The following is a 20,617-nucleotide window of genomic DNA, read 5'->3' as shown; positions in this document are numbered from 1 at the left end:
AACCGAGGCCCATAAATTGAGAAATTTATGGGCCTCTTCGCTTCGGTAGCTGTTGCCTAGCTTTCTAGCTTTACCCTGGTCCTGGTTACGCTAGCCGGCACATTGAGTGTCAGCCCCATACATGGGTCATAGCTCGTTGGGATATACGGGCCAACAATCAAGCTCTTAACCCACGCATCTATCCAGCGAAAGAATGCGGAAGTTAGATTTTCAACGCCTCGGTGATTCGTAAGTATGATGGAATACATCTACTTACCACCGGGGCGAGCTATGGCCACGTCCAGAAAAACAGAAGTTTTGTCTATCAAAACAACCAAGACATTCAAGGTCGCTCTTCGACAGATGGGCGAACGAGAGCACCGGAGCATGGCCAACATGCTTGAGGCGCTGGTGATGGACTACTACGCGCGACACGGGCTGACGATGCCGACGGAGGAGGAGATTTCAACAGTGCCAGAAGAACCGACCAGCCAGGGACGCCCATGACCACCATCTACCAAGTCTGCCAACCCCGCCCGGACCTGATTACCGGGAGCTTCAACCCTGAAGTCTTCACGGCGAGTCTGTCTGCCGTGCTGGAGCACTACCAAGGTGGTGCGGCGGCCGCGAGCGCCGTCTACACGGACCCGAAGACATTCTTCGGACAGGCGACCTACCCCACCAACGGCATGCGTCAGGTGCTGGGGGACGTCTACCGACGCCTGTCCGGCGACCTGTCCGCGCCCGCAGTTCACAGGCTGGAAACCGGCTTCGGGGGCGGCAAGACCCACACCCTGATTGGTCTCACGCACATCGGCAAGCACGGCACCGCTCTGGCGGGAGTCACAACGGCGCTGTTGGACGACAAGCTATTGCCGGCACCTGGCAGCGTCATCGTCGTGGGCATCGTCGGCGATGAGCTTCCGGTTCAGGCGGTCAAGGGCGCGAAGGTTCAGCCGTACACCCTCTGGGGCGAGATGGCCTACCAGGTAGGCGGCGAGGCGCTCTACAAGTCCCTGCAGGACGAAGTGACCAGCTTCTCGGCCCCGGGCAAGGAGTTCATGAAGGCAGTGTTCGCCGGCAACAAGGTGCTGGTGATGCTGGACGAGATGGCTCAGTACGCCACCCGTCTTGAAGCGGCGCGAGCCAACGGCGCCGAGCAACTCCAGGCCTTCTTGATGACGCTGCTGAACTACGCACAGACCAACGAAGGCCTGTCGGTGGTCATCACGCTCTCTGGTTCGACGGACGCCTTCTCTCGCCAGGCCAAGTCCCTGAAGGACGTCGTGGGCAAGGTGATGGGCAAGGAGGTCACTGAGGCCGAGGCAGTTGCGCTTGCAGAGAAGGCTGCGGAAGGCACCAACAGCGTGGTCGCACGTGCCGCCACCACGGTCGTGCCCGTAGCAGCCTCCGAGCTTTCACGCCTGCTCGCCCGTCGGCTCTTCACCAGCATCGACACGGCCAAGGCAGCCGAGGTCGCGAAAGAGTTTGGTCAGGCCTACAAAGCGTCGTCCAGCTACCTGCCGGCGCACGCGCAAGGCAATGACTATGTCGAGCGCATCCAGAACTTCTATCCGTTCCACCCGACCTTCATCGAGTTCCTGAACCAGAAGCTCGCCTCGGTCGAGAACTTCCAAGGCACCCGCGGTGTGCTGCGGATGCTGTCGCTGGTCATCCGCAACCTTTGGGAGAAGCAGCGTCCTCTGTCGATTGTGCAGACCGGCGATATAGACCTGAAGGACGAGCGCATCCTCAACGAGCTACTGGGCCGAACTGGCACGGGTGAGCTCCAGGTCGTCGTCAACACCGACGTTGGCGGCCCCGGGTCCTCCGAGATGGAAGCGGGCTACAGCCGGGCTGAACTGTGCGACCGCGCCAATCCACACCCTGCAGGCATCCCAATGCACGTCGTGGTGTGGCGTGCCGTCTTCCTGCACAGCCTCGCCGGCCGTGCTGAGGGGCTCGCCTCCAATCTTTTTGGCATCAACCAGCAGGAGGCTCAGCTCACCTGCGTGATGCCGGAAATGTCCGGTCCGCAAGTTGAGATGGCCTTGAAGGCCTTGAAGGACGAGGCCTTCTACCTGCGCGAACGCGACGGTCGCTACTACGCAAGCCTGGACCCGTCGGTGAATCGCGCCCTGGGCAGCATCCGCAACGGTGTCACCGATGCGCTTGCGCAGGAGTACGTGTCAGGCATCGTCCGGTCGGCCATCAAAGATGGAGCCGGAGTCTTTCGTATCGTCCACGACGTTTTTGAGCCGGGCCATGTCGAGGACAAGCCCGGACAACCCCAGCTTGCCGTGGTGGCACTGGGCACTAGCAGCGTCGATGTTGAACGGATGGTCACTGAGGCCGCCGCCGGCCCGCGGCGAAACCAGAACCTTCTGCTGCTATTGCTGCCTCAGACCTGCAAGGCCGTGCAGGACGGCCCCTGGAACGAGGACAAGACACAACGCACGGCGCAAGCCTTTGAAAAGCTGCTCGGCATTGCCAAGCAGGTCATTGCGATGCGTCGCCTGGCCGAGCAACCGGGCGCGTATGGCCTGACCGAGAAGCACCTGGAGGCGGACAACTTCCGTGCCCAGCGTGCCGAACGCGAAAAGGCCCTCGAGACGGAAACCGTTCGGCTCTACGACACCCTTTGGTACCCCTCTGCCTCGGGCAACTTGGCTCGCAAGGAGGTCCGCACCTCCAGCGGCGAATCGGGTATCGCCGTGGTGCAAAAGGTCCGCGAGGTCCTGCGCAGTGACGGCGAGCTCGTCACCCAAGACGACGCGCTCACCCAGGAGAAGTTGCTCCAGCTGAACAAGTTGTTCTTCGACGCCGTGGATGCTCTTCAAGTCAAAACGGTTCGGGACAATTTCAACCAGCGCCGCAACTGGCCGATGCTGGAGCGCGCCGACCTACTAGACCGCATCCTTCGCCAGGGTGCAGTGCAAGGCTACTGGTGTGTCTACCGCCTGCAGGACAACAACGACAAGCCCGACAAATTCTTTGCACGCGAACAAGGTGGCGTGCCCATGGACGTCAACCTTGAGGAGGCGGGCTGGGGCATCGTCACGGAGCCAGGTGCCAAGAAGCGCGATTGGATGGCTGGCAGCATCAGCCCTGCCAAAGTCAAGGACTGGACTCGCGAGGCTGTCATCAACCAAGGCGCCGCCAAGGTCGCGGACGTCGTCACGGTCATCACGACACAGCACGGGAATGTTCCCCAGAACCTGGTGCTCGACGCTCTGCACACGCTGGCAAGCGAGGAAGCCATCGCGTACTACGTCGGCGAACCCGAGCAGAACTACAAGCCCGAGCTGAAGTCCGGCGGCAACACGCTGCTCGACCAGGTAACGCCTGAGCACAGCATCATCACCCGCGCAAAAGCTGCCGAGCGAGGATGGCTCACGGCCGCCGCGAAGCCAGGCTTCCGGGTGGAAGCCGACCAGTCTCGTACCAAGCTTCTACCTTTGCTGAAGCGTATGGGCAACGTGTACACGTCCGAGGGCGGCAAGTCCAAGGTGGACTACCTCGACGTCTTCGACCTGGTCCTACCCGATGGTGGCACCGTTCGCCTGCAGCTCAACGACGTCAGCGCGGCAGACATGAAGGCTCTGCAGGAGCTGTTCGAAGTGCTGATGAGCGTCGCCAAGGTGGGCCCCAACACTGCCGCTGAGCTTGAGGTCAAGGGCCCGGTTGCCGACTGCGGTCTCATCAAAAAGTTGAAGGGTGCCTGACGGCACAAGCCCATGGCCACGAAAGCCTCACTGCAAGACCACTATGACCGGCAGCTCAAGGGCCTGGTCAAATCGGCGCCGTTCGTCCTGCGCATCACCGAGTGGAAAGACCAGCCGCCGCCCATCCTTGTTGTCAAGGAGCGCGTCAGCCGCGACGAGGCCGAGCAGCGCCGGGGGGAGAACTGGGTGGAGCGCGGCTTCGTCAAGGGAGAGACGCTGCGCCGCCTGCTGCCCCTGCTGAAGAAGGCGTGCTCCTCGGGGGTCGACGCTTCGGGTGTGCCGACACAAGTGGACCGCTTCTTGACCCAAGAGGGTCTGCGCCAACGGGTCACGCTGCCGCTGGATGAAGAGGCGGGGGCCAAGCTGGCCCTCATCTTCCGCCTTCAAGAGCGACTGCCGGACGCCGAGCGTGTCGAACTGCTGACCCGGCGAGTCCTGCTGTTCTCGCGTGAGGAAGCCCTCTACTGGCTGTCGCGCATCACTGATTTCGGCCCAGATGCCAACCGCTGGGCCGTCTCTGGGCTGCGATTATTCCTAGCTGGCCAACCAAACGATGAGGGTGTCGTGCGCATGCTCGACGCCATGCGGTCGAAGTGACCATCAGCAAGAAATCAACGATGACCAATCGCACTGACCTTCGTCTGATTGAGGCAGGATTCCCATGCCACCAAGTGGGAGCTGAAACCCAGCGCGAACGCGGCGCGAGTTCGGCGCTGCCGCCGCTCTATTTCCTGCACGTCTGGTGGGCACGTCGCCCGTTGACGCCATCTCGGGCTGCCATCGTTGCATCTCTGGCACCAGCTGATACCGACCCGGATACCTTCGTTCGGGAGCTTGGCATCGAGCGCAAAGTCGTCAAATTCGGAGACCAGGCATGGGCCTTGACCGGCACGCTGCTGGAGCGCATTGAGGTTAGCCAGGGCAAGGAATGGTTGCCAATCACTGCTGTCACGCAGCGCGCATTTGAGGCCGAAAACCTGAGACGGGCCGAGGCGCGCCAAACCATCGCGCTGCTTCGTACCGGCAGCGATGAAATTGCGAACCATCCGGTGCTGAAGCGATGGGAAGCCGAAACCAAGCCTCTCACCGTCACTGACTTCAGTTTGGGTGATGCATGGCCCGTCTCTCGCATCATGGGCGACCCGGCCCATGTCGCAGCTCGCATCGAGTTCGCCAAGTTGCCTGAGGTGAAGCAACTCCTCGGAGGAGAGCTACGCTGGTCCTCCGAAGACTTGTATGCCTACGGCCGTGCCTTCGCCAATGACCATCCACCGAAAGCAAGTGGCTTGGTCGTGCTGGACCCAACCTCAGGTGGCGGTTCCATCCCGTTCGAGGCACTGCGACTCGGGCACACAGTGGTCGCGAACGAGCTCAACCCCGTAGCGACCACCATTCTTCATGCCACCTTGGACTACCCCGCGCGCTTTGGCCCCGGCCTCTTTGCGGACATAGAACATTGGGGGAAGCGCCTGCTTTCCCGGGTTGAAGGCCAAATGGCGCCGTACTGCGAGTTCTCGGATATCCCCGAAAGCGAGCTCCAGTCGCTGAAGTCTTGCGTGAAGGACAATGAGGACCTTGTTGCTCAGTTCTCCAGAGAGCACGACTTCATGGGGTTTCTGTACACCCGTCAAGTCACGTGCCCCCACTGCGGCGGAGAAGCCCCGCTGCTGAACACCTACTGGCTATCTAAAGAGGCGGGCGACCCATGGGGCGTGCGGGTGGTTCCCAACGGCGCTTCCAAGCAGGGCAAAGTCCACTTTGAGACATACCGCGTGAAGAACGGACGCGGGCCGCGAGGTGAAGACCCGGATGGATACACCGTCAGTGACGGCGTTGGCCAGTGCGTGCACTGCAAGCAAGCCATCGACGGCGACGAAATCAAGGCGCAAGCCCGAGGCGAGTCGCCGCAAGGCAAATGGACGGACCGGCTCTACAGCGTCGTGGCCATCCGCCTGCAACCCAAGCTCGACAAGCACGGCAACTTGCAGCGGTTCTCGACAGGTGCGCGTGCGGGTCAACTCAAGGTGGAAAAGGTTCGCTACTTCAGGGCGCCAAACGAGTGCGACTTCGAAGGTCTGCGTTTGGCTGAAGCCAAGCTGAAAGAGAACTGGGAGCGCTGGGATGAGGCCGGCCTAATTCCGACCGAGAGCATTCCTGAGCAGAGCAACTACAACCGGGGGCACCGCCTCTACGGCATTACCCGGTGGTGCGACATGTTCACGCCACGCCAGTTGCTTGGGCACCTGGTCTTGACGGAGGAACTGAATCGCCTCCAGCCGACCATCATCGAAGAGCTCGGGACTGAGCGCGCGCGCGCAGTCATCACGTACCTCCAGTTCGCGCTGGACAAGGGAATCGACTACAACAGCGCCTACACCCGATGGGAATTCACGCGAGGAGTCATCAAAGGGACCTTCTCGCGCCATGACTTCTCAATGAAGTGGACTTTCGGGGAGATGATTTTCTCTGGGCCGAACTCTGGCGCAGCCTGGGGTCTGTCGCAGGTTCTGGACGCATACCGCGGGATTTCCGAGCTCGTGAAGCCGGTTTTCGAGGCCACCGGCGGCAAGCCCCCAGTCACCATTAACAACGGCTCTGCCGCCTCTATGACGGCTGTTGCGGACGGGAGCGTCGACCTCTTGGCGCTTGACCCGCCGTACTACAACAACGTGCAGTACGCAGAACTGTCTGACTTCTTCTATGTCTGGCAGAAGCGCACCCTTGCTGACCAGTATCCCTCCTTGTTCACTCGGCGCATGACCAACAAGGCCGACGAGGCAGTGGCCAATCCAGTCCGCGATGGGTCTGCTTCGGCTGCTTCGACGGCCTACGAGCGCCTGATGACCGACATCTTCCGAGACTGTCGCCGCGTGCTACGCGACGACGGACTCATGACGATGATGTTCACCCACAAGCAGCAGGAGGCATGGGAGACGCTGACGCGTTCACTTATCGAGTCCGGGTGGGAAATCACTTCCAGTTTCCCGGTCGAATCCGAGGGCGAGAACTCGATGCATCAGAAGGACGTGGCCGCGGCTGCCAGCTCCATCTTCATCACCTGCCGCAAGCGCCCGATTGAAGACCGCCTGCCGTCCACTTGGACCGGCATTGGCGGTACCGGTGTGGCCAACAAGGTCCGCGAGTCCGTGCGGCAAGCGCTGCACGATTTCGAGCCACTGCAGCTCAACCCAGTTGACCGGATGGTGGCCTCTTACGGGCGCGCACTGCAGGTGCTGTCGGAGGCCTGGCCCGTTGTGGATGGCAACGAGCCGGTGGGCCCGGTCCGCGCCATGAACGAGGCCGCCCGCGTTGTCGCCGCTCAGGAAATCAGCCGCATCACGCACGGCCGCCTATCTGTGGACGACTTGGACCCGGAGACCTCCATGGCCCTGACGCTGTTCGGCATCTTCGGCCTGGGTGCGATGGCCTTTGACGAAGCCAACAACGTAGCCAAGTCTCTCAACGTTCGCATGGAAGCCAAGGCTGCTGGCTATCGATTGGAGGACGGCGACCGCATGCTCGGGTACAACCAAGAGGCGACGGGTCGCCGTGGCCAAGCGCAAGCATCGGATGACGTCGGATACCACGCCCCCGTGGTGCGCAAGGGCTCCAAGCTTCGCCTGACACTGCCTTCCGAGCGTTCCGTCAAGCGGTTGGACAAACCACAGAGCCTCTGGGATGTGATGCAGGGGGCCTTGGTCAAGTACGAGCAGGGCGACATTCCGGTGGCCCGCGCGTACCTGGAGACACATGCGAAGGACAACATCGAGCGAGTGACAGACCTGCTCGAGGTGTGGGCCCTGGAGTGCGGTGACCGAGCTCTGAAGAAGGCTGCCGATGGTCTGCTGTTCGGCCTCCGGATGCGGTCTGCTGCGGTGGTGTGATGATGGTTACGGCCCCCGGAAATTTCCGTGACTGGAACTGGAGGCTGTCTTACAAGACCTCCGGGCTGAAGGCCGTCAGCATCCTGCATGACTTTTACATCCCGGTTCTGCAGCGCGCCACTCGCTACGACCGGGTGGCGGGTTACTTCAGGTCCACCTCGCTGGCTGCCGCTTCCCAAGGCTTTTCGGCGTTCGCTGAGCGTCAGGGAAAGATGCGTCTTTTGGTAGGCGCTGACCTGGAGGCCCACGACGTCGAGGCCATCCTGCAGGGCGAGCAGGAACGGTTGGTCAAGGGGCTCGAGGCATCACTGGGCGAGCCTACCAATTGGTCAGAGCCTGAAGCACGGGGGGTGGAGCTCCTGGCTTGGATGGTCAAGGCTGGCCTGCTGGAGGTGCGCGTTGCCTTGCGGGTGCACGTCCAGACCGGCAAGGCCATCCCGCTGGAGTCGCAGGTCGACGGGTACGTGCATGAAAAGTGGGCGGTGCTGGCTGATGCGGCTGGCGACCGGATGTACATCTCCGGCTCGCTCAACGAGTCCAAGACTGCCCTCGTTCTGAACGCCGAGAACATCGACGTTCACTGCGCCTGGCGGAGCGAAGACGCACGCCAGCGTGCGGACGAGGCCGAGGAAGAGTTCGCAACGCTCTGGGCCAGCGAGCATCCTGCGTTCCGAGTCCTTACGCTGCCAGACGCAGTTCGAGCGAAATTGGTCTCGTTCGCCGAAGGTACGTCGACCGGTCTGCTGCCGCCAAGCTACCCGCCGACTGAAGTGGACGGCACCAGCGCGGCGCCAGTCGACCTCAAGCCGACGCTGGCTGAGTGGCTCTCCTTTAAATTCATCCAGGACGCACCGTTCATGCGCAACGGGCAGTACCTGGGCATCGAGACAGCCCCGATTGAGGCTTGGCCGCACCAACGCATCGTGGCGCGCCGCTTGGTTGACGGCTGGCCGCTCTCGTGGATGCTCTGTGATGAGGTCGGCCTGGGCAAGACGATTGAGACCGGTCTTGCCCTCCGGTCGCTGGTGCTTTCGGGCAAGGTCAAGCGCGTCCTGATTGCTGCCCCTGCCAGCGTGGCTCCACAGTGGCAGCGAGAGCTGGCTGAAAAGTTTTTTTTACCCTTCTCACGAGCGCTGACTGGTAACAAGAACCGCCACAAGCTGCTTTGGCCGCAAGAGGTCGAGATTCCCGCTGAGTCTCTCTTCTCGGTTGACCTGAACATCGTCTCCACGGGCCTGCTGGTCCGCGACCAACGTCAGCAGGACTTGAAAGCGTCTGCCGACTGGGATGTTGTGCTTCTGGATGAAGCTCACTACGCCCGGCGCTCGAACCCCACACAGTGGGCGGAACGTGGTGCTGAGTGGAACAAGCTCTTCGGAGTCACCAAAGAGGTGCTGCGACCCAAGGCACGGAGCCTGTGGCTCGCCACTGCCACGCCGATGCAGATTGAGCCGATTGAGGCTGTGGACTTGGCCTCGCTGACTCGCCGCCTTGGCCCATTCGGACAGCAGACGCAGGTGGCGCTGGCCTACTACCACCTGCTCGGCAAGCTTCGTCGAGGGGCAAACCTCGAGGAGCTTGAATGGGCGTTCATGTGCCGCGTGGTGCGGCACGTGATGGCCAACGACGACGCGGTCGCTGGTTTCATCCGCCGGACGATGCTGCGCGGGCGGGACCGCCGTGACCTCGAACAGTGGTTGAAATCCATCGAGTCCTCACCTGCTGCGCCGGTGGCCCCAGCCCGACGGGCAGTGACCCGTCTGCTCTTCGCTGTAGCACCCCTGTCGCGGGTGATGATGCGGCACAACCGAGGGCTGCTGCAGAAGTATCGCGAGCACGGAAAGCTTGCTGGAAATCTCGCCGAGCGCAGAGTCCTGCTGCCGGCAGTTGAACTGACCGCGGAAGACCGGGCGGTCTACGAATCCTTCGAGCCCTACTGCCAGGAGCTCTCGGAGCAGGTGAAGACCCACAGCCAGCAGCGCACGGCTGTGGGCTTCATGCTGAGCTTCTTCAACCTGCGATTCGCATCAAGCTACAAGGCCATCCTGGACACACTCCGCCGGCGGCATGAGAAGGTGCAACTAGCCATTGCAGGGCAGCTGCCGCAGCAGCTAGCCCTGGATGAAGAAGAGTGGGAAGAAGAGGTTGATGACGAGGCCGAAGCCGCAAGTGAGGGTGTGACTTTCGCCGGCCTGCACACCCGTAGCAAGAACGACCTCGAGTGGGAGCGCAACGAGCTCTCCAAGCTCATCGGGCAACTGGAACCGCTGGCTCAGAAGCCTTCACCGAAGGTCCGTGCGCTGCTGCAGGTATTGCAGAGCCGCTCGCTTGCCAATGGTCGTGTTCGGCAGCTGGTTCTGTTCACACGCTTCTACGACACGCTGTTGGACATCCAATCGTGGATTGAGCGCAGTGCTCCAGCGGTTCGTCTGGGCGTCTTTGCCGGACCGCGATGCGCGTTCATGACCGGGTCACCGCTTGTCTGGCGCGGTGCCACGCGCGAGGACGTCAAGCGCCGCTTCGTAGCTGGTGAAATTGACGTGCTTCTGTGCACGGACGCGGCCGCCGAAGGCTTGAACCTGCAGACTGCAGACCTGCTAGTCAACTTTGACCTGCCTTGGAACCCGATGAAGGTCGAACAGCGCATCGGCCGCATCGACCGCATCGGGCAACGCCACAACGTCATCTACGTTGCCAACCTGGCTTACCCCGGAACAGCAGAGGAAGAGCTGTACGTCAGGCTCCAAAGCCGCATAGGCGGGGCGGCGGGGACTGTCGGTGCGCAGCAAACCATCCTGTTGCCTGTGATGCCGAACGACCTGCGACAGCTGGCGACTAAGGAAATCACCCGGGACCAGCTGGAGCAGCGCGTCAAGCAGCGTCTGCAGCAAGCTCAGGAGCGTGCCCAGGCGATGGAACTGACGCCGGACGAGCTTTACTCAGTGTACGCGTCTCTCGACGAGGAGACGGCTACTGAAAAGTTGCCCATCTCGCTGAACGAGATGTACGGGGCATTGGTGTCGTCGATGACTCTGAAGGCACTGGGCTCCGAGGTTGTTCAAACCGAGCATGGCGAGGGGCTGCTGGTTCGAGGCATCCCAGGGCTGGAGCCCTGCATCCTTACAGCCTCGCGGGCGCTGTATGAGCGCGGTGTGCCAGGGCACTCGGAGCAGGTGAAGTTCGCCACCTGGGGAGTGCCAGAGTTCGAGAGCGTCCTCAAGTTCATCGTCTCGCTGCGAGAAGACTGCACCGCTCTGGAGCGGTCCGAAATCGCCGTGCCGCAGGGCGGAACGGTGGTCAGGTGGTCTTTGGCGCTGGAGGATGGACAACAGGTGCCCATCGAGCGCTTCGAGCAACTGCCAGCGACCGTATCTGAGACGGCGGTGGCAGTTGCCGGCGCTGCCAGCACACAGGCCGCCAGCTCGGCCCAGGAGGCGCGCCAAGAGCTCGAGCGGTGGGCACGCGCCGAAAAGGTTTCCGCTACGGCAGGCATGGCTCATCAGCGAGCCCACTTGCAGTCTGCCGGCTCATTGATTGCCAGCGCTCCAGCAGGAGCCCGGCTGAGCGAGCTGGGCCAGTACCTTCCCGACGCAAGCAGAACCCTGCGAACGACCAAGCTCGAAACGACCGTGGTGAACGCTGAGGTTGCCCTAGGGCTGCTGGAGGCATCAGGCGCGTCTTTGTACGTTCCCGCCTTTTATCAGCCCTACATCGCTAACACGCTTAAGAAGGAGCGCGTCGGTCTGAAGAAGGCCAGGCGGGGCAGTGGCGACGATGACATTCCGCTGTCGGACCTCGTACAGCGCATGGTCAAGTTAGCCAAGGAGGCTAGCTGAGCGAGGCCAGTGTTCAAGGTTTCGGCTCAGACAACCAAGCAGACCAAATTCAGGGAGCGTTGAATGCCATTTGTAGCTGTCCGCGGGGCGACCCCGCTGAAGGATGAAGTCGAGCTGAGGGCGCATCTGGCGACCCTGCTGCGCCTTGAGAACGTTGGCCTGTTGCTGGGTGCCGGAGCTTCCGTGGCAGCCGGTGGCAAGACGATGGCAGGCCTATGGGGAGACTTCCTGGCTACGTCTCCAGACGAGGCCCAATGGCTCGTCGACCAAGAATTTGTCAAAGAGGGCGCGCTGGAAGGCGACCCGGGCCTGCGCGAGGTTCCCAACGTTGAAGAGTTGGGCGATGCGTTGGAGATTGCCTACGTCGAATGGCGCCGCCAGGGACATGCAGAGGCTGACCGGCTCGCCGCAGTTCGAGCCCAACTTTCACGCGCCGTCGTGCGCGCTGCGCTCCTACAGCCAGCTTGGTGGGCATCACCAGGCGGCGCCGAAGCTGACGCAGAGCAGTTGGAGAACCACCGCTCAGTGCTGCAGAAGCTCGTGGCCGCACGTCAGCCCGGCCAGGCGGCACCCTGGGTTTTTACGACCAACTATGACCTTGCTATCGAGTGGGCCGCAGAGTCCATCGACCTGCAGGTCGTCAATGGCTTCCTGGGTGTCCATGGACGGCGGTTCTCGCCTCAAAGCTTTGACCTTGGGTATCGCAACACCCAGGCGCGAGGCGAGGCTCGCTTTGGTGTCTACAACATCTACTTGGCCAAGCTGCACGGGTCACTGAGCTGGCGTGAAGAGGCCGACCAGGTCTACGAGGTACAGGCGCGCCTTGCAGCCAGGCGCATTCACATGTTCCTCACTGACGCAGGCAGGACTGAGCTCGGCCTCATGGTCATGCCCAGGGCGGCGAAGTACATGCAGACCGTGGGCTACGTGCTCGGTGAGCTGTTCCGCCGGTTCTCGGAGTTCCTCGCCCGTCCGCAGGCAGCCCTTGTGGTCTGTGGCTACGGTTTCGGCGATGAGCACATCAATCGACTGCTCCGCTCTGCACTTCTGAATCCGACGCTGCAGCTAGTTATCTATTTCCCGGAATTTAACGGGGATGTGAAGGCTGCCACCTTGCCCGACGCCGTGCGCAAGCTTCTGTCGCTGAAGAACCCGCGCGTGACAGTGGTCGGTGGCAGCGCAGAGGCGTATCTCGACAAGTTGGCTGCCCAACTCCCCGACCCGCTGCTGTACGACGAGGACATGCGCAAGCTTGAGAAGACGCTGCGTGAGCCTGCCGAAGGTCTGGACGGCCCGGATGACCTCGGCCTGGGAGACTTGGTGTGAGGAGCCGGCAGCCCATCGGCTATGTGGTGCAGATTGACGGTCCCGAGGTAACGCTGAACCTCTTGGACATGCACCGCGGTCAATTCGCCTCGCACCTCCAGGGCGTCTCGCCCGTGACCGAAGTCGGCAGCCTGCTGGCACTGGACGCGGGGAGCCGCTTGCTAGTGATGAAGGTCCTCTCGCTGAGCTTCGCTGAGCCCAAGGAGGCTCACCGGCTCGGCGTGGGGTCAAGCTCCCATCAGTCTGAACCTCTGCGGAACGTGACGGGCGTGGTCGTCGGGCGGTTGGCCCGTGAGGCCAGCGGCACCACATTCGTCAGCGACTCCCTGCCCACACCGCCCCTCGGGGCGGAGGCATTCCCGTTGACGAGTTCTGAGCTGTCGGCTGCGCTTGGCAACCCTATCGATGCAGCCCTACCTATTTCCTTGGGCGAGGACTTGCGAGGTGGCGGGCAGCTGCGCGTCGGGCTGGAGAGCCTGATATCGAGGCATGTCGCAGTACTGGGAAGCTCGGGACAAGGCAAGAGCTGCTTTACGGCAGCAGTGCTGCAGCAGGTGGTTCGACTGCCAGGAGCGCGCATCGTCATCTTCGATATCAACGGCGAGTACCCAGAGGCGTTCGACCTGCCAGAACTTCCTGCCGGAGCAGTGAAGCTGACAACCCTGGGAGGGACGGAGGCGAACTCGTTGAAAGTGCCGTACTACGCCCTGGGTCGGTTTGGACTCAACCGACTGCTTATCCCCAGCGAGAAGACTCAACGTCCTGCGCTCTCCTTCGCCCTAGAAAACATCAGTAAGCTGAAATGGTTCCCAGCAGACCGAGGTGCTGGCCTTGGCGATAGTCCGCGGGCCGTGCTGTTCGATGACTGCCGGTCGCATGGCGCTGACGCCGCAGATGCTGCCCTCAAGCGACTGAGGGCAGGGGGTGCACTGCCAGCGGTTACGGAATGGCCTCCGATGGTGGCGCTCGCCGCGCTTGTCGCGGAGAGTCATGCGATTCAGCATAAGAACGGGGGCCTTACCCGAGATGCGTTCCTCTATGGAAACGTCTCACCTTTGCTCACGCGGATACACCGCTTCGTCGAAGACCCCATGTTTACAGACGTTGTGGACGTTCGCGGAGGGCCGCCGACAGCCGCAGGACTGAACTGGCGGGCGGAGTCCACGGCACTCGTCGAGGAAATCTTTGGCGGAGCCCAGGTCGATTGGCGCGTACACATCGTCAACCTGCGTCGCGTCTCGCACGATTTGACGCCGTTTGTCTTGGGCTCGTTGCTCGAGCTTTATGCCTACGAACTCTTCCGCCGCGGTCAGGAGCATGCCGCCCCTACCTTGTTGGTCTTGGAGGAGGCTCACCACTACATGCGACCCGTTGGGGCAGGTGAAGACGCCGACGTCAATTCACTGGCCTACGAGCGCCTCGCGAAAGAGGGACGAAAGTTCGGTCTCGCCCTCTGGTTGAGCACACAGCGACCATCGGAGATTTCGCCAACTGTTCTCTCTCAATGCAACAACTGGGTGACGTTCCGTTTGACCTCGGAGAAGGACCTTAACGCGGTTCAAACGGCCAGCGAGTGGGCAGACCGCCGAGAGGTTCGTCGTATCGCCGGGCTTGCTCGACAAACCGCCATCGTCTTTGGCGGAAGCATCTCCATGCCAACAATGCTTAGAGCGCCCGATGCTGTTCCACGCCCGAAATCAGATGATGGCAACTTCTCGGGATGGGGCCAGGCGTTGCCTTGAATGGCAATGAACGCTTTCACTCTCTCCAGGGTTATAGGTGCACTGGTCGCTTAAGCACCTCAACTTTATAGACTACGTCACCCTAGAGAGCTGCGAAACAACGCGGTCTGAAAAGTATGAATGATGAGCAGCTCCAAACGACGTTGGAGAAGAGTCTGGAGTTGCACCAGACTGTGCATGACTTGGTCGACGACTTAGAGCCGTACCCTGAACTGCGCTTTGAGCTCGCATTCCAGTCAGGACTCCTTTCTTTGGAGCACGCAACGGCAGCAATGCTCTTGATGCAAAGCGGTATGCCTGCCTCGGCCATCACGCTTTTGCGACCTCAGTTTGAGACCCTGGTGCGTGGCATTTGGCTGAAGTTCGCGGCCACTGAATCTCAAGTCGAAAAGTTGTCCTTGCCGCTGACGGTGGAGACCGCACGCCGCGGAGACGACCTGCCCATGCTGGCCGACATGCTGAAACGCCTGGACGTGGTACAGAAGCCCCGAAGCACATCGTCGCGCAGCTTCAAGCGTACAAAGACATCGCGTGGAAAACCCTGAACAGCTACACACATGGCGGCATGCATCAGTTGTCCAAGTTCGTCACGGGCTATCCCCCCAAGCTCGTCTACGACTCCTTGAGCAACTCGAACGGCATTCCTGAAAACCAGGCCCGCTGGCGCAAGCTTATCGATGAGTTCTCGGACTGCTTCCATCCAATTAATTGGCCTGTAGCTGCATCAAGCCAACGATTCTAAATTTAAAGCCCTGGAAGTCATACCAAATGACTTTAATCTAAATCACCAAAGTCAATCAAGCAAGGGCTATTCATTCAATAAATTCGATTGACCCGTTTCGTGCTACTGCATTAACTTCCATCCCCCTGAAACGAAATTGGATAGGAGAGCGGAATGTTGAGCAAGGATTCAGCAGCAAGGGTTCGAAAACGAGGTAGCAAAGCACCTGTTTTGTGCGAGCATGTGCTCACTTTCCCGTAGCTTGCTCATCACATTGCCCACCAGCCAAGCGAACAGGCCGCGCAGCATGCAGTTGGGTTCAGCTTGTCTGTGCCTGGCGCTCCACAGGTCACTCGACTGAGGCCAACGTCGTATGCAGTCTCTATTGCAGCTTTTCTCGTGATTCGCTGCGAATCTAAAGTCGCGCGCCACTTTAGAACGTCACCACCGATTGCTAGACGTCCACGCAGGCTTGGTTTGGGCCTGTGACAGCAATCGGAGGAAATCACCATGAAGCGCACCTACGCGCGGCGCCCGCTTCGGCGCCTTTTGGAAGCAGGCGTGCGGGATGTCGCGCCGACCTACGGCAAACGGTCGTTTGCAACACATTCGGACAAGGCAGGAGGGCTGGTCGCACCTGAGAGCCAAGCAGAGCGCATCGTCGCTCACATGCTCAGCATCGACCCGTCGGTCGCGTCGTTTAAGACGCAGCCGTTCACGGTCGACATCGTCGACCGGCGCATCTTGCGCACCAGAGAAGAAGTGGCAGAGGCTCGCGTGCGGCACTGCTTCCGAGATGGTGACGTGTTCTACACCCCTGACTTCGAAATCCAGCTAGCCAATCGCTGCTCAGAAGCACTTGAGGTAAAGCTGGAGGCCTTTGAAGGGGATGGCTACTACCAATTCAAGCTGCAAGAGGCCCGCAGCGTGCTGCATGGATTTGGCTATCGCCTGCGCAGGATTGTCCTGCCCAACAACCGAGCTCATCCCGCGTATGTCAATGTCCAGTTGCTCAAGCGCGCAGCTGGATTTCGGTTCCAGCCGCTTGAGCTTCTTGCGAGCGATGCTGTGGAGTCAGCTCAACAGAAAGGCGCTGTGACGCTGGGCGACTTCGGTAAGGAGTTGGGCGTGCCACCTCATGCCATGACGCAACTTCTTGTGCGCGGATATCTCTCGGCTGAACTTCTCAAAACACGCATCTGCTGGTCAATGTCTGCTCAGCCGGCCTACGGCTGCCTGGAACACCTGCAGTTGATTGGAGGGTTCGAATCATGAAGCACCTCCTTCGAAACGACCACCTGTATGTCCGCGGCGATGACATGCGCTACGTGGTCACAGACGCAATCCCGACCGCAGGTCGCATACGGCTGTTCGACGAACGCTCAGAGAAGGAGGTGTTCTTCAAGCTATCCGACCTCCAGAAGAATGTCGCCAGTGGCGAATGGGTCCACGAGCGTCCAGGCTACAGGCCGCCCAAAGTCAGCCCCCAGGTCCAAAAAGACACTGCACTGGACGAGAAGACCAGGCACATCCTGAGCATCGTTCAAGAAATCAGACGCCTGACGAAGTCAGCTTCCATTTCCGTTCTGCAAGCTATCGAGCGAGTACGTGCCAACCACAACAAGGGCAGAGCTGCTGGACGGTTTCCCTCAAATCCCACCATCTATCGCTTGCTCACGCGCAACCGAAACGACCTCCCGCTCTACAGCGGACACAAAAACAAGGGAAATCGCCTGCCCAAGCGTTCTCGAGAGGTACGTCAACTCGTCGTCGCTTTGGCCAAGAACCAGTTTCTACAGTCCGAATCGCGCTGGACGCTGCGCGACTTGGTCATAAGCATCAACGCGGTAGCTGCAGCGAACGGCTATGTCTCGGCCAACGACCCTATCAGCAGAACGTACGTAAGAAACGTCCTGTTTGAGGAATTCGGTCCTGAGCTTGAAATTGACCGGATGGACCCGAGGACAGCGAACTCGTTCAAGTCGGTGGCCAAGACGCCCATCACCACGTCATACCTCATGGAACGCGTGGAGCAAGACGCCGTGCACTTGCCCTGGCGCATCGTCACACCCGACGGCGTGAGCCACAGCATCTACTGGCTGCATGCGGTTGACTGCTATACCGGCATGCCTGTTGGGTGGAAGCTCGTAGTGGGTTCCCCCAACGTCACAAACACGCTTCAATGCATTGAGTCCATCCTCTATTCGAAAGAAGGCTACCTGTCCGGTCTGGGCCTCTCGACAGAGAAAGATTGCTTCGGCACACCCATGCTGCTCGTGCTGGACAACGGTCCAGAAAACAAAGGAGAACGCATCTCCAAGCTTGCGCACCTCTTCATCGACGTGATGCACTGCAAAGCCAACACGCCACAAGAAAAGCCATACATCGAGCGACTCAATCGCGCCCTGAAGGAAGCACTGCAGACCTTGCCCGGATGCACCCGCTTCGACGATGTTGACGGAGAGAGAGACCCAGAGAAGCTCAACGACCTGCCCATGACACTCGAGGAAATCGAGAAATGGATTGTGCGCTGGTACTTCGAGGACTGGGCCAACCGCAAGCTCAAGCGCTTGCTCATGACGGTGTTTACCGACCCTGAGGCCCGCGGCAACACGCCCTGGAAAAGGTGGCATCACGCCGCAGACGTGCGTGGTCAGTCAGTCTCGCTGCCTCCGTCGCGCCAAGAGTGGCAAAAGACCATGTACGTCTATGAGAGCCGCACCGTGTCGCGCAAAACGGGCATCACATACCGCGGCTTTTCTTTCAAGGGAGAGAACCTGCCAAAGCTTGTCAGCCTGGTTGGAGAAAACCCGGTGGACGTACTCGTTGACCCGGATGATTTTCGGCGTGTGTTGGTTCTGGGGCCTTCGGAAGAGCTCATCGAACTGGTCAACGTTGCCGCCGATGAGACCACGCCGGCGTACAGCTTTGACCAGGCCTTGAAGCTGCTGAAGGAAGCGGACATTGATGACAGTGCCAGTGACGCAGAGCGCCTTCAGTTCCAACTCGAGTTGTTCCAGTTTTCTGCTTCCAAGCCGACGAGGCCCGCCAAAGGCGCCAGGAAGGCCAGCAAGCCAGAGACCACAAAGGAGACTTCGGCCAAAGCCAAGCACACAGCGGCAGTTTCGCGTGCAAAAGCCTCTCCGTTGAAGACTACCGCGCCGGGAGAAGCCGTTGGTGCAGACGCTGTGGTCGCAGACTTTTCTGACGTGGAAACGTTGGCTGTTCTTGACCGACGCTCGGGAGAGGCCGGATGAACAACCCAGCGAGACAACTGCGACGACGCGTCGAGTCCTGTGAGCTGCAACATCTTCAGTTCGCGCATCTGCACGCGCTGCTCAAACGCCTCATCGACGACACCTTGAGCGGATTTGTTCCGCGCATCGTGTGGCTGGTTGGTCCTTCGCGAGTCGGCAAAACAATGCTGGGTAAGGCGCTTGCACGCCTATTTCCTGCTGAGCGAGAAAACGGACGACGTGCTGTTCCCGTCCTTCGCGTTCCGCTGCCCCCAGGCGTGTCCCCCAAGCTGCTTCCACTGAGTGTCTTGGAAGCACTGGGCGTGCCGCTGCCGCAGCGCGGCCTCGCCTCTGGTGTGATGCTGACGCGCATGTACGAGCAGCTCAAGCTGGCCGGCACTCGCGTACTCATCTTTGAAGAAGCCAGTCACCTGGTGGAACCCGGGTCAAAAGTTCCTCCGCGCGCTGCCGCAGACTGGTTCAAGGCAGTACACGATGAACTGAATATCACCCTGATTCTTCTGGGCGTCCCGCGCCTGAAGCGCCTCTTCGAAGCTAACGAGCAGTTGCGACTCCGTGCCAGCGCCTGTAAAGAGTTTCGCCCTTACCGCTGGAAAGACGACGAGGAGCGCAGGGCATTTGCGACCTGTGTCTTGACCTACGCCAAGATGTTTGATGAAGCAGGATGGCCTCTAGACCTGACCCGGGAGAAGTTGATTGGTCACTGCTACCTGCTCAGCGGCGGTCTCATCGGAATCGTCGCAGCGTTCATGCAGGAGCTGGCTGCGTTGACCGAAGACATACCACCTGGACCTCTGGGTTTGACCCATTGCCAGCAAGCTGCACTCGCCATTGAAACGGCGGGTCACCCCAATCACCCAGCGTTCGCCAACGAACACATCACCCCCATCGAGTTTGACCAGGCGCACGGGAGTGTGTTGACCCTCAACGAAATGGGTGCTCGCCGCGCCGTCTCTTAAGCATCACCATGGAACTCACAGTCACTTTCCCACCGCTTAGCGACGAGGCCCCTTTGGGCTACTACCGCCGCCTGGCCTGCAACAACGCCCTCTGGAACTGGAAGGAGCTCGCGCAAATGGCAGGCGTCTCGCCAACGCGAACGGGCTTGCTTGCACAACCCGACTACTTGGCCAGCGCCCTCCAACTTGACTCAGCTTGGACGCAGAGCCTTGCCGAGCGTGAAGCGACCGCAAGGACCTGGCGCAGTCATCACCGATTCGGTCATGACGCCGTTTGTCCTCAATGCCTGATGTCCTCTGTCCACCTGCGGTCGGTATGGGAACACTGCTATGCAGTCGCCTGTCACCACCATGGCAGGCAACTTGTCGACCAATGCCCGGCGTGTGGAGACTATCTTTCTCACAGCCGCGAACGAATCGAACTCTGCCAGTGTGGACATGACTTGCGCTTCGTTCAAACTCCGAGCGCCACCCCAGCGCAGCTGTGGCTAGCGAGTTTGCTGAGCACGGCAGGAGCGCACTCAGGTGGCATAGAACCGCGCATCGCCGGAGCTCAGATGAGCGATGTCACTCAGTTGGTCCGCGTCTTGTGCCAACAGTTCGATGCAACGGTTCCGGGCCCGAGGCAGAGAGCTGCGGCACCAAGCTCCATCCAGGGCGCTGTGAGCTTCTTGCGACCACTGGATGCATTGCTCAGTGACTGGCCGTACAGCTTTGAAACACATGTCGCTGAGCGCATAGCCGCCGGCTCACCGCAGGCAAGAACGCTCAACGCACTGCTGGGTCGTTGGTACCAACAACTCAAGACAGTCACCACCAGCGGTCCGCTACAGGTGTTTCTCAAGGTGGTTATCGAGGTGGCTGCTCGTGACTTCAACGGCATCGTCGACCATCTGGTTGCTGCTGAGGTTGGTTTGGACTCCTACCTCCCTGTGGCAGAGGCAGCAAAACAACTTGGCATCGGCAGAGACAGCCTGGTTCAACACCTCAAGGAGGGCAAAGCCAACTACCGCACTCGACGCCTTGGCGCGCGGGGCCTTTGCTATGAAATGCCCAAGGACGAAGTTGGTCGATTGAAGTCGGAACGCGAACGCTGGATTTCTATTGACGCTGAACCGCCCCGGGTTTTGAGGAGGCTCTTTTCCCTGAGAGGATAGAGCCATGAGCAAGAAGTCGAACCAGTTTTCA

General features: G+C 60.5%; 13 protein-coding genes. All 13 read left to right on the top strand.

Annotated elements, in window-relative coordinates:
• Positions 1-237 precede the first annotated feature (237 nt).
• Positions 238-486 carry a hypothetical protein gene (locus tag RCO38_RS21270; protein ID WP_308330450.1) on the top strand — a complete coding sequence of 83 codons (249 nt, stop codon included), beginning with the start codon at positions 238-240 and terminating at the stop codon, positions 484-486.
• Positions 483-3,704 (top strand): ATP-binding protein, encoded by a 3,222-nt coding sequence (locus RCO38_RS21265; RefSeq protein WP_308330449.1) that lies wholly within the window; start codon positions 483-485, stop codon positions 3,702-3,704. The genes RCO38_RS21270 and RCO38_RS21265 overlap by 4 nt, the downstream gene beginning before the upstream one ends.
• 12 nt (positions 3,705-3,716) lie before the next feature.
• Complete coding sequence (locus RCO38_RS21260; protein WP_308330448.1) at positions 3,717-4,301, top strand: DUF7680 family protein; 585 nt, start codon at positions 3,717-3,719, stop codon at positions 4,299-4,301.
• A 20-nt stretch (positions 4,302-4,321) separates the two neighbouring features.
• On the top strand, positions 4,322-7,588 hold the full coding sequence (locus tag RCO38_RS21255; RefSeq protein WP_308330447.1) for a DUF1156 domain-containing protein: 3,267 nt from the start codon (positions 4,322-4,324) through the stop codon (positions 7,586-7,588).
• Positions 7,588-11,424 carry a helicase-related protein gene (locus tag RCO38_RS21250; RefSeq protein ID WP_308330446.1) on the top strand — a complete coding sequence of 1,279 codons (3,837 nt, stop codon included), beginning with the start codon at positions 7,588-7,590 and terminating at the stop codon, positions 11,422-11,424. The genes RCO38_RS21255 and RCO38_RS21250 overlap by 1 nt, the downstream gene beginning before the upstream one ends.
• Before the next feature lie 63 nt (positions 11,425-11,487).
• The gene (locus RCO38_RS21245; protein WP_308330445.1) at positions 11,488-12,750 is read left to right on the top strand and encodes an SIR2 family anti-phage-associated protein; all 1,263 of its coding nucleotides are present in this window, start codon (positions 11,488-11,490) and stop codon (positions 12,748-12,750) included.
• A 68-nt stretch (positions 12,751-12,818) separates the two neighbouring features.
• Positions 12,819-14,492 carry an anti-phage-associated helicase HerA gene (gene herA, locus RCO38_RS21240; RefSeq protein WP_445297934.1) on the top strand — a complete coding sequence of 558 codons (1,674 nt, stop codon included), beginning with the start codon at positions 12,819-12,821 and terminating at the stop codon, positions 14,490-14,492.
• Between the two features lie 116 nt (positions 14,493-14,608).
• A complete protein-coding gene (locus RCO38_RS21235) occupies positions 14,609-15,037 on the top strand; it encodes a DUF6988 family protein (RefSeq protein ID WP_308330443.1) in 429 nt (142 codons plus the stop codon).
• The gene (locus tag RCO38_RS24295) at positions 14,989-15,234 is read left to right on the top strand and encodes a DUF6988 family protein (protein WP_374694575.1); all 246 of its coding nucleotides are present in this window, start codon (positions 14,989-14,991) and stop codon (positions 15,232-15,234) included. Before RCO38_RS21235 ends, RCO38_RS24295 begins: the two co-directional genes overlap by 49 nt.
• A gap of 489 nt (positions 15,235-15,723) precedes the next feature.
• Positions 15,724-16,488 carry a hypothetical protein gene (locus RCO38_RS21230; protein ID WP_308330442.1) on the top strand — a complete coding sequence of 255 codons (765 nt, stop codon included), beginning with the start codon at positions 15,724-15,726 and terminating at the stop codon, positions 16,486-16,488.
• Positions 16,485-18,470, top strand: coding sequence for a hypothetical protein (locus RCO38_RS21225; RefSeq protein ID WP_308330441.1), 1,986 nt, complete (start codon positions 16,485-16,487; stop codon positions 18,468-18,470). Before RCO38_RS21230 ends, RCO38_RS21225 begins: the two co-directional genes overlap by 4 nt.
• The gene (locus RCO38_RS21220) at positions 18,467-19,429 is read left to right on the top strand and encodes a TniB family NTP-binding protein (RefSeq protein ID WP_308330440.1); all 963 of its coding nucleotides are present in this window, start codon (positions 18,467-18,469) and stop codon (positions 19,427-19,429) included. Before RCO38_RS21225 ends, RCO38_RS21220 begins: the two co-directional genes overlap by 4 nt.
• A 557-nt stretch (positions 19,430-19,986) precedes the next feature.
• Entirely contained in the window at positions 19,987-20,586 is a 600-nt protein-coding gene (locus RCO38_RS21215) for a hypothetical protein (protein WP_308330439.1), read from the top strand.
• Positions 20,587-20,617 lie beyond the last annotated feature (31 nt).

This window comes from Hydrogenophaga pseudoflava (assembly GCF_031020795.1).
Taxonomy (GTDB): domain Bacteria; phylum Pseudomonadota; class Gammaproteobacteria; order Burkholderiales; family Burkholderiaceae_C; genus Hydrogenophaga; species Hydrogenophaga pseudoflava_A.
The sequence above is the reverse complement of the archived record's forward strand: the minus strand, read 5'-3'. Positions and strand labels throughout refer to the sequence as shown.

Bases quoted from the DNA above. Each gene is read 5' to 3' on its own strand.
- RCO38_RS21270 (WP_308330450.1), top strand. From the start codon at position 238: ATGGAATACATCTACTTACCACCGGGGCGAGCTATGGCCACGTCCAGA.
- RCO38_RS21235 (WP_308330443.1), top strand. From the start codon at position 14,609: ATGAATGATGAGCAGCTCCAAACGACGTTGGAGAAGAGTCTGGAGTTG.
- RCO38_RS21255 (WP_308330447.1), top strand. From the start codon at position 4,322: ATGACCAATCGCACTGACCTTCGTCTGATTGAGGCAGGATTCCCATGC.
- RCO38_RS21225 (WP_308330441.1), top strand. From the start codon at position 16,485: ATGAAGCACCTCCTTCGAAACGACCACCTGTATGTCCGCGGCGATGAC.
- RCO38_RS21260 (WP_308330448.1), top strand. From the start codon at position 3,717: ATGGCCACGAAAGCCTCACTGCAAGACCACTATGACCGGCAGCTCAAG.
- RCO38_RS21245 (WP_308330445.1), top strand. From the start codon at position 11,488: ATGCCATTTGTAGCTGTCCGCGGGGCGACCCCGCTGAAGGATGAAGTC.
- RCO38_RS21265 (WP_308330449.1), top strand. From the start codon at position 483: ATGACCACCATCTACCAAGTCTGCCAACCCCGCCCGGACCTGATTACC.
- herA (WP_445297934.1), top strand. From the start codon at position 12,819: ATGCACCGCGGTCAATTCGCCTCGCACCTCCAGGGCGTCTCGCCCGTG.
- RCO38_RS21215 (WP_308330439.1), top strand. From the start codon at position 19,987: ATGAGCGATGTCACTCAGTTGGTCCGCGTCTTGTGCCAACAGTTCGAT.
- RCO38_RS21250 (WP_308330446.1), top strand. From the start codon at position 7,588: ATGATGGTTACGGCCCCCGGAAATTTCCGTGACTGGAACTGGAGGCTG.
- RCO38_RS21230 (WP_308330442.1), top strand. From the start codon at position 15,724: ATGAAGCGCACCTACGCGCGGCGCCCGCTTCGGCGCCTTTTGGAAGCA.
- RCO38_RS21220 (WP_308330440.1), top strand. From the start codon at position 18,467: ATGAACAACCCAGCGAGACAACTGCGACGACGCGTCGAGTCCTGTGAG.